Annotated in this window: 9 protein-coding genes; 4 read left to right on the top strand and 5 right to left on the bottom strand. The window is 50.4% G+C overall.

Translation table 11 applies throughout. From position 1 onward, the window contains the following. Window positions 1–149: 149 nt before the first annotated feature. Both ACVA53_RS24515 and hupA read right to left on the bottom strand, forming a co-directional pair. Entirely contained in the window at window positions 150–851 is a 702-nt protein-coding gene (locus tag ACVA53_RS24515) for a DUF1481 domain-containing protein (protein ID WP_446506574.1), read from the bottom strand. 39 nt (window positions 852–890) lie between these two features. After that, on the bottom strand, window positions 891–1,163 hold the full coding sequence (gene hupA / locus ACVA53_RS24510) for a nucleoid-associated protein HU-alpha (RefSeq protein WP_036831349.1): 273 nt from the start codon (window positions 1,161–1,163) through the stop codon (window positions 891–893). A gap of 228 nt (window positions 1,164–1,391) precedes the next feature. Here hupA and ACVA53_RS24505 point away from each other — a divergent pair, with 228 nt between their 5' ends. Beyond that, a complete protein-coding gene (locus ACVA53_RS24505) occupies window positions 1,392–2,447 on the top strand; it encodes a CNNM domain-containing protein (RefSeq protein ID WP_446506573.1) in 1,056 nt (351 codons plus the stop codon). Window positions 2,448–2,611: 164 nt separating this feature from the next. On the opposite strand, the gene ACVA53_RS24500 is transcribed toward ACVA53_RS24505, so the two are convergent. Further along, the gene (locus tag ACVA53_RS24500; protein ID WP_255044505.1) at window positions 2,612–3,199 is read right to left on the bottom strand and encodes a YjaG family protein; all 588 of its coding nucleotides are present in this window, start codon (window positions 3,197–3,199) and stop codon (window positions 2,612–2,614) included. A gap of 103 nt (window positions 3,200–3,302) precedes the next feature. Between ACVA53_RS24500 and ACVA53_RS24495 the strand changes: the two genes are divergently transcribed. Together ACVA53_RS24495 and ACVA53_RS24490 are read left to right on the top strand one after the other, a co-directional pair. Further along, on the top strand, window positions 3,303–4,214 hold the full coding sequence (locus ACVA53_RS24495; protein WP_255044506.1) for a D-2-hydroxyacid dehydrogenase: 912 nt from the start codon (window positions 3,303–3,305) through the stop codon (window positions 4,212–4,214). A gap of 27 nt (window positions 4,215–4,241) precedes the next feature. After that, entirely contained in the window at window positions 4,242–4,856 is a 615-nt protein-coding gene (locus ACVA53_RS24490; RefSeq protein ID WP_255044507.1) for a uracil-DNA glycosylase family protein, read from the top strand. An 89-nt stretch (window positions 4,857–4,945) separates the two neighbouring features. Here the strand turns inward: ACVA53_RS24490 and hemE are convergent, their stop codons facing one another. Next, window positions 4,946–6,013 (bottom strand): uroporphyrinogen decarboxylase, encoded by a 1,068-nt coding sequence (hemE, locus tag ACVA53_RS24485; RefSeq protein ID WP_255044508.1) that lies wholly within the window; start codon window positions 6,011–6,013, stop codon window positions 4,946–4,948. Window positions 6,014–6,240: 227 nt separating this feature from the next. Next, window positions 6,241–7,017, bottom strand: a complete 777-nt coding sequence (gene nudC, locus ACVA53_RS24480) for an NAD(+) diphosphatase (RefSeq protein ID WP_446506572.1) — start codon at window positions 7,015–7,017, stop codon at window positions 6,241–6,243. A gap of 155 nt (window positions 7,018–7,172) precedes the next feature. On the opposite strand from nudC, the gene rsd reads away from it, so the two are divergent. Next, window positions 7,173–7,655, top strand: a complete 483-nt coding sequence (gene rsd, locus ACVA53_RS24475; RefSeq protein WP_446506571.1) for a sigma D regulator — start codon at window positions 7,173–7,175, stop codon at window positions 7,653–7,655. Window positions 7,656–7,883: the final 228 nt, after the last annotated feature.

Genomic DNA, 7,883 nt, shown 5'->3' with positions numbered 1-7,883 from the left:
GTCGAGATATCCATATTTCGATACCTCTATTAGATCAAAGGCCTAGCTTAAAAGCCAGGCCTTTGTCATCAATCTGACGCGCCCAAGGGCGCGTTTTTTTATTTATGCCGCTCAACCATACCAGCATACTCTCAGCTTGGTTGGCGGTATCAGTTCGTCAGCAGCACAGGCGCTGTCAGGCAAGCTGGTTGGCTTTCAGTCAGCATCAGTAAAGTCTTCGCGGTCAGGGTACCGCGACGAACTTCGCCGATCACTGCCATATAACCGGATTGCTGGCGCTCCAGCAGCTGCTGCTGCGCATAATCAGGCAATTCAGGGGAGAAGTTCACTTTAAGCTGGCGCTCGTCTCCGCAGCGGTAGAACACCCCCTGCTGCCAGAGGCCTTGTACCAAGGATTGATCATCCTTGCGCTGCTGCTTGACCACATCCGTGCCATGTTCGGCTTCTTGGACCAATTGCTGCAATTGTACTTCGCCCAACGGGATCAGCTCATCGCCCAGGGTGTAACGCTGGAAAACCGCATTGCCCAAGGTATCGTAGCGAACATGCAAGGAGAAAGGTTTGATTTGCTGTTCATCAAGCAGGGTCCCTTCACGTTTGATTTCACGAAGTTTGCCATCCCGCCAGCGGTAGTCGGTCCGGTATTCACCGTAATCACCGGACATCACCCGATCGGCAAGGCTAACAGGGCGGTTTTGCTGTGAAGTAAACCAATAAATTGACGTGCTATCACCGAGGCTCTGGCCACCGGTATGGGTCAACACTGGCGTAATATTATTTTCAGGGACTGTTGGATTGGAGGCACATCCCGCTAATAGCGAGAGGGTAAGAAAAGTCAGTAGTCGCTTCATGGAAAAACTCCGCCAGATAGATACCTGGCGGAGTATAGATTATTTCACTGCGTCTTTCAGTGCTTTACCTGCAACGAAAGCAGGTACGTTTGCTGCAGCGATCTGGATTTCCTGACCCGTTTGTGGGTTACGGCCAGTACGCGCGGCACGGTGGTTCACTTTGAAAGTACCAAAGCCGATTAGTTGAACCTGGTCACCTTCTTTAAGCGCGTCAGTAATACCGTCTAGAGTTGATTCTAGGGCAACTTTAGCTTGAGCTTTAGAAAGATCTGCTTTTTCAGCGATCAGGTCAATCAGTTGGGTCTTGTTCATTAGGTTTCCCTTCTAAGGTTTTTTCTTAAGACGCATCAACTCTAATTCAAAAGAAGCCTATGTGGCAAAGGTTTGTCAGCCTTCATATGGTTAGGTGCGGGCTCTTTAACCACAAACTGAGCGCAAGTTCACAAAATGTTACCAACATGCTAGCTGAAATAGTTGTATTTATTCGCTTCAACACCGATTAATATAGGCGTTATCCCGTTAATTGTTACTAAGGTAAGCATGATACTCCTTACGATTTACATCGCTATCGCGATTGGTGTTTCGTTTATTTGTTCAGTACTGGAAGCTGTTCTCCTCAGCATCTCCCCGAGTTATATTGGTACCCTGCGCCAGCAAGGTCACCCAGCGGCCGATCGCCTCGCGGCCCTAAAAGACAATATCGACCGCCCACTGGCTTCGATCCTGACCCTCAATACCATTGCTCACACCATCGGTGCGGCAACGGCCGGTGCTCAGGCAGCCGTGGTATTCGGTAGCCAATGGCTGGGAGTCTTCTCCGGCGTACTGACAATTGGTATTTTGCTATTCTCCGAAATCATTCCGAAAACGATCGGTGCAACCTACTGGCGCCAGCTAGCCCCTGCTTCGGCATCGACCCTACGCTGGATGGTCTGGGCCCTGACGCCGTTTGTTTGGGTCTCAGAGCAAATCACCCGACGTCTATCCCGCGGCCACCAAGCACCAAAACTCCGTGACGAGCTATCGGCAATGGCAATGCTGGCGAGCGAATCCGGCGAACTGGCTGAAGGCGAATCAAAAATCATGACTAACCTGCTCCAGTTCCGCGATGTCAGCGTCACCAAGATCATGACACCACGTCCGGTGTTATTCCGGATTGATGCTGAACAACCGATCAACGAGTTCCTGTCTCAGCATAAAGACAGTCCGTTCTCGCGCCCGCTGGTCTATAGCGAGCAGAAAGACAACATCCTGGGCTTTGTTCACCGCCTTGAGCTGTTTGCCGAAAGTCAGGCTGGCCGAGGCCAGAAAGAGCTAGGAACCCTGATGCGCCCGCTGCCGGTCATCATGAACAATTCCAGCGTACCAAAAGCCTTCGAGCAGCTGATGAAAGAGCGCTCCCAGTTGGTCTTGGTTGTGGATGAATATGGCACCGTCCAAGGTTTGGTGACCATGGAAGACATCTTCGAGCACCTCGTCGGTGAAGAGATTGTCGATGAAGCCGACAAGAATACCGACATGCAGCAGTTAGCCTACCAGCGCTGGGAAAAATGGAAGAAAACCCACGGGGTTATCGAAAGCAAAGACGACGAGTAATCACGCTGTCGACAGTAAGAGGGGCCTGGTGGCCCCTTTTTTATTTCATTGCCTCACCCACCCGGCAAGATCGCCCTGTCCTTGATTATTGTGCGCCAATAACCACTTGATCGTCAGGCACAAAAAAGGCCCTAGCGGGCCCTTCGTCATCAAGTTAGATTGACTTACAGCTCGATACCGATATTGCTAACCGGCTCGTCACGCAACTCTTGGCGTAGGTCTTTGATCAATTCTATGTCGCGGCGCTCTGCTTCTTTCAGGGCGCGGAAAATCGCCCACTGCATGTCCCACTCGGCACATACCGCTTCGTTTTCTTTTTGGTTCTCGTTAGTGATTTCGATACCCGTCTGGGCAAACTCAAGATCTGCAACCGTTTCTGCTGACAGAGAACTCAGCTTGGCCAGTGTTTCGAGCATCAAGTCACGATCTAGCATGGCATGAAGCAGATCAGCCAGTGCGGCACAGGCATCAATCGCAGGGCTTACAGCATACAGATCAAAGTCTTCAGCGTTTGGTACCAACTCTTCAAGCTTCTCTAGCTGCTTTTCGAAGTTAATCTTGGCTGTTTTTACTGTCAAGATTTCCCAGATGCTGTCCAGAATCGAACGGTATTTCTGCTCATCCGCGAACTCCGTTTGCTGACAGAAGAACGCATAGTTTGGGTACATTCGTTCACACAGTGACACCATAAAGGTAATGTGTTGCCATGGTTCTAATTTTTCTAAACGGAGCTGAACTGGATTCTTTAGCATGGGATAATCCGCATTTGTGATTTGACCCGGATCTTACTTGTATCCCCCTGCTACTGCAATACATGGACGGCGGATAACACTGTGCTACCACAAAGGAGCTAACATGCATAAACTGATGATTGTTTCCCGCCAACAACAAGCCTATGAAGCTATGTTGGCCGAACAACCACTGCCGGGTATAACTCTCACCCAGCAACCGGACGAGGCAACGATTTTGCTGGCCGATCCCCCGAAGGTGGCCCCGCAGCTAAAGCAGTTCCCAGCCCTTGAGTGGATTCAATCAACTTTTGCTGGTATCGATGCCCTGACACAACCGAATTTGCGCCAAGACTACCTCCTCACCAATATACGCGGTTGTTTCGGCCAGCTGATCAGTGAATACGTACTTGGCCTGACTATCGCCCACCAGCGCCATTTCACCACCTATCAAACCCAACAGCACACCAATCACTGGCAACCTCACCCTTATCACACCGTCGCCGGCAAAACGATGGTGATATTGGGTACCGGTAGTATCGGTAGCCATCTCGCCCGATCGGCCAAGGCGCTGGGATTCCACACCATCGGGGTCAACCGATCCAGTCAGGCCGAAGAGCAAGCTTTCGACGCTGTTTTTCCGTTAGCCAAGCTACACGACGCACTCACGCAGGCTGATGTATTAGTCTCAACCTTACCTGCCACAGCGAGCACCGATAATTTGCTCAATGTCGATAGCTTAGGCTACTGCCGCCAAGCCCTACTCTTCAATGTCGGCCGAGGTAATGCCATTTGTGAGCAAGGCTTGCTCAAAGCGATTGAAGCCGGTGCCATCGGGCACGCTTTCCTCGATGTATTCAAGCAAGAGCCACTGCCAAATAACCACCCTTTCTGGCTGCACCCGAAGATCACCGTCACCCCGCATGTTGCCGCAGAAAGCTTTCCTCATCAGGTCATGGCTATCTTTCGCAACAATGCTCAGCTTTGGCTCACGCAGCAGCCACTGCGCTATACCATAGATTTTCAGCGGGGGTATTAAATCCATTAACGGGATCAGGTAGCCAGTATGAGTCCAAAACCAGACCAGAAACATCTTGATAACTTGCTAGATCAGATCAACCGATGCAGGATCTGCCAGGATCATCTCCCGCTAGGGCCACGACCTGTGATCCAGGCTGCCAGCAGTGCCCGTTTGATGATTATCGGCCAAGCGCCGGGTACCAAGGTCCATGAAACCGGGATCCCATGGAACGATCCGAGTGGTGATCGCCTCCGGCGTTGGTTGGAACTTGATCGTGATACCTTTTACAACCCAGAGCACATCGCCATCATGCCGATGGGGCTGTGCTACCCCGGCCGTGGCAAGTCGGGCGATCTACCGCCCCGCCCCGAATGTGCGCCACAGTGGCACCCGCAGGTATGGCCGTTGCTACCCAATATCGGAATGACCCTGCTGGTCGGTCAATACGCCCAGCAACGCTACCTAAAGGGCAAGCCGAAGACGCTCACCGAAACAGTAAAAACGTGGCGTAACTGGGCACCTGAATTCATCCCGATGCCTCACCCCTCACCGAGGAACACTCTATGGTTGAAGAAGAACCCGTGGTTTGAAGAAGAAGTGGTACCGTATATCCGTGACTACGTCCACCGGCACCTCGCGAAGCAAAAGACGAGATTTTAGGACCCAATAAAAAAACCCATACAGCTAACTGTATGGGTCTTACAAACTTTCGATGTAACTATGAGAAGCAGCAGTAAAGTGTTGTCGTATTACTTGTGATACGGCGTTGACAGTTCATGCACCGCTTCAACAAACACACCGGCATTTTCTGGCGGCACATCTAGATGGATACCGTGGCCGAGATTGAATACATGGCCAGTACCGCCATCACCAAATCCTTCCAAGATAGTCGCGACTTCCTGACGGATACGCTCTGGCTGAGCGTATAGCATGGATGGGTCCATATTGCCTTGCAGGGCGACTTTGTCACCAATACGCTTTTTGGCATCGGCAATATTGATGGTCCAATCCAGACCGACCGCATCACAGCCTGTTGCTGCGATTTGCTCAAGCCACATACCACCGTTTTTAGTAAACAGGGTAACCGGCACACGGCGACCTTCGTTTTCACGGATCAAACCATCGACAATTTTGTGCATGTAGCGCAGTGAGAACTCGTTGTAATCACGTGGTGTCAGTACGCCACCCCATGTATCGAATACCATGACCGACTGGGCACCCGCTTTGATCTGCGCGTTCAGGTACTCAATCACACTGTCTGCCAGCTTATCCAGCAACAGATGCAGTGTTTGCGGCTCGGCGTACATCATCTTTTTGATCTTAGTAAACGCTTTTGAGCTGCCGCCTTCAACCATGTAGGTCGCCAATGTCCATGGACTACCAGAAAAACCGATTAGCGGAACTTCACCTTGCAGATCTTTGCGAATCTGGCGTACCGCATTCATAACGTACTGCAGCTCACCTTCCGGGTCCGGCAGGCCGATTTTGTCGACATCGGCTTTGCAAGTAATTGGGCGTTCAAATTTCGGCCCTTCACCCGCTTCAAAGTAAAGTCCCAAGCCCATCGCATCAGGGATCGTCAGAATATCAGAGAACAAGATCGCTGCATCAAGCGGGAAGCGGCGCAGAGGCTGTAGTGTTACCTCACTAGCAAGCTCAGCATTTTTACATAGCGACATGAAGTCACCAGCTACGCTTCGAGTTGCACGATATTCTGGTAGATAGCGCCCAGCCTGACGCATCATCCATACTGGGGTGCAATCGACTGGCTGCTTCAATAAAGCGCGAAGGTAGCGGTCATTCTTTAGTTCGCTCATTTGGGACTCCATGGTTTTATTATGCGGGCATTGTACCACTCCCGGCTGTCAACAAAAGAGGCCGTTTGTTAACCAGATCAAGTTTATAGTAACAATCTGGTCACCAGATTTGCGACTCTGTGGCTCTCGTGGTACAAAATCTGCGCGCTAGCAATAATAACAATGACTTTGCTCGTAGAAGGCAAAATAACTGCACCTTACCCCTCCTCACGGAGGGTTTTTTTATTCTAATTTTGGCGGCTCTTGGCCATCAATATCAATGTCTCGTCTATCAGCGATCTGGCAATCGTACCCGGCGGGGCCAAGTCCGGCAGTTCGTTTTTTGTTGCCCAGATTGCATCGCTCAACTCAGCGTAATCAGGCTTCAGTTTCCCGCTTTGGTGATCGGCCAGAAACCCCATCATCAGATTAGACGGAAACGCCCAGGGCTGACTGCCGAAATAACGGATATTAGTCACATTTATACCGGTTTCTTCCAACACTTCTCTTGCCACACACTGCTCTAGCGTCTCACCAGCCTCAACAAAACCGGCAATCACGGTATACATCCCGGTTTTATGCCTCGGATGCTGCGCCAACAAGATTTTATCTTTTTTTCTGACTGCGACGATGACACAAGGCGATAGCCTTGGGTAATGGTGGCTGTGACAGCCCTGACAGACCATAGCAAGCTCTGCTTTAATGAATTGGCACTCAGTACCACACTGCGGGCAAAAACGCTGAGAGTGCAGCATATGCGATAGTTGGATAGCACGGCTGGCTAAATAAAATAATTCACTATCAATGGCCAATAAGGCCCGTAAGCTACCGAACCTCGATTCATCTGCCTGTTCTGGCGCTTCTAGCCAGTAAACGGGAATGCCTTGGTATCGGCCAACTTCTACGACGCTTTCAAGATCAAACCCTACTTCACTCGACTCTTTGAGGGGAAGTTGTTGATCTTCTAGGTAGAGCTGGCGATTTTTGACTATGCACCAATAGCCTTTTTCTTGTTTTTTTAACATCAACGTCACATCCATCCTTGCAGGGTATCGTTTTTACTGGCAATCTAAAGTTAATACGGAAAAGGATCCGTAATTCAAGGTTCTCTTTTTTAAGAGATTTACAGGTATTGTTTCCAGTACCCTGTCTCGGTACTGTAGATCATGAGGGCATGGTCATGTTAAGTAAATTCGAGCAAGTACAAAAACAATGGGGTGGCACGAGTGACGTCATCGATCAATGGCTGATGTCTAGGCAACAGCTGCTAATCGATTACTGCAAGCTAGCCGGACTCCCACCGTTCGAGAGTAATAACCGCCAGCTTCCTACCGCTTCCCAGCTCCAACTTTTCAGCCAGCAACTGGTCGATTATATCTCCGAAGGACACTTCAAAATCTACGATATGGTCATGGCTCGTTGGAATTCGACAGGGTATTCACCCACCGAAGAGATTTCTCAGCTATACGCACAAATCACCCAGACTACGGATCCTTTGCTGAACTTCAGTGATAAATATACCGACATGGATGAAAGTGACGAACTGCCAGGCTTCGACACCGACCTGTCAACCACCGGCGAGCTGATAGAAATCCGCTTTGCCCTTGAGGATAAGCTGATCGAATTGATCAGTGAGAGCTTGGCCTGCCCACCGGGCGCCTAGGCAACTCGCACCTGTCCTCACCTGCCACCGGCCTGATAACCTCATCGGGCTGGTCCTACTTTTATACGCTTTTATTCCGTGGTCTGTAAAGGCTGTACCGACCAACGTCCCTACCTTCTGCCTCATTAGCCACGCCGATTATCCGTTGCAGAGTAAGCGCGTCATAAACCCCACATTCAATTAAGCTTTCCCGAAACGTATGATTTTGTTTTCATTCAAATGGAGACA

The sequence above is a fragment of the Photobacterium sp. DNB23_23_1 genome, from assembly GCF_052873815.1.
Note: the sequence above shows the minus strand (reverse complement) of the source record. Positions and strands in the feature narration are given on the sequence as shown.

Bases quoted from the DNA above. Each gene is read 5' to 3' on its own strand.
- ACVA53_RS24515 (WP_446506574.1), bottom strand. From the start codon at position 851: ATGAAGCGACTACTGACTTTTCTTACCCTCTCGCTATTAGCGGGATGT.
- hupA (WP_036831349.1), bottom strand. From the start codon at position 1,163: ATGAACAAGACCCAACTGATTGACCTGATCGCTGAAAAAGCAGATCTT.
- ACVA53_RS24505 (WP_446506573.1), top strand. From the start codon at position 1,392: ATGATACTCCTTACGATTTACATCGCTATCGCGATTGGTGTTTCGTTT.
- ACVA53_RS24500 (WP_255044505.1), bottom strand. From the start codon at position 3,199: ATGCTAAAGAATCCAGTTCAGCTCCGTTTAGAAAAATTAGAACCATGG.
- ACVA53_RS24495 (WP_255044506.1), top strand. From the start codon at position 3,303: ATGCATAAACTGATGATTGTTTCCCGCCAACAACAAGCCTATGAAGCT.
- ACVA53_RS24490 (WP_255044507.1), top strand. From the start codon at position 4,242: ATGAGTCCAAAACCAGACCAGAAACATCTTGATAACTTGCTAGATCAG.
- hemE (WP_255044508.1), bottom strand. From the start codon at position 6,013: ATGAGCGAACTAAAGAATGACCGCTACCTTCGCGCTTTATTGAAGCAG.
- nudC (WP_446506572.1), bottom strand. From the start codon at position 7,017: ATGTTAAAAAAACAAGAAAAAGGCTATTGGTGCATAGTCAAAAATCGC.
- rsd (WP_446506571.1), top strand. From the start codon at position 7,173: ATGTTAAGTAAATTCGAGCAAGTACAAAAACAATGGGGTGGCACGAGT.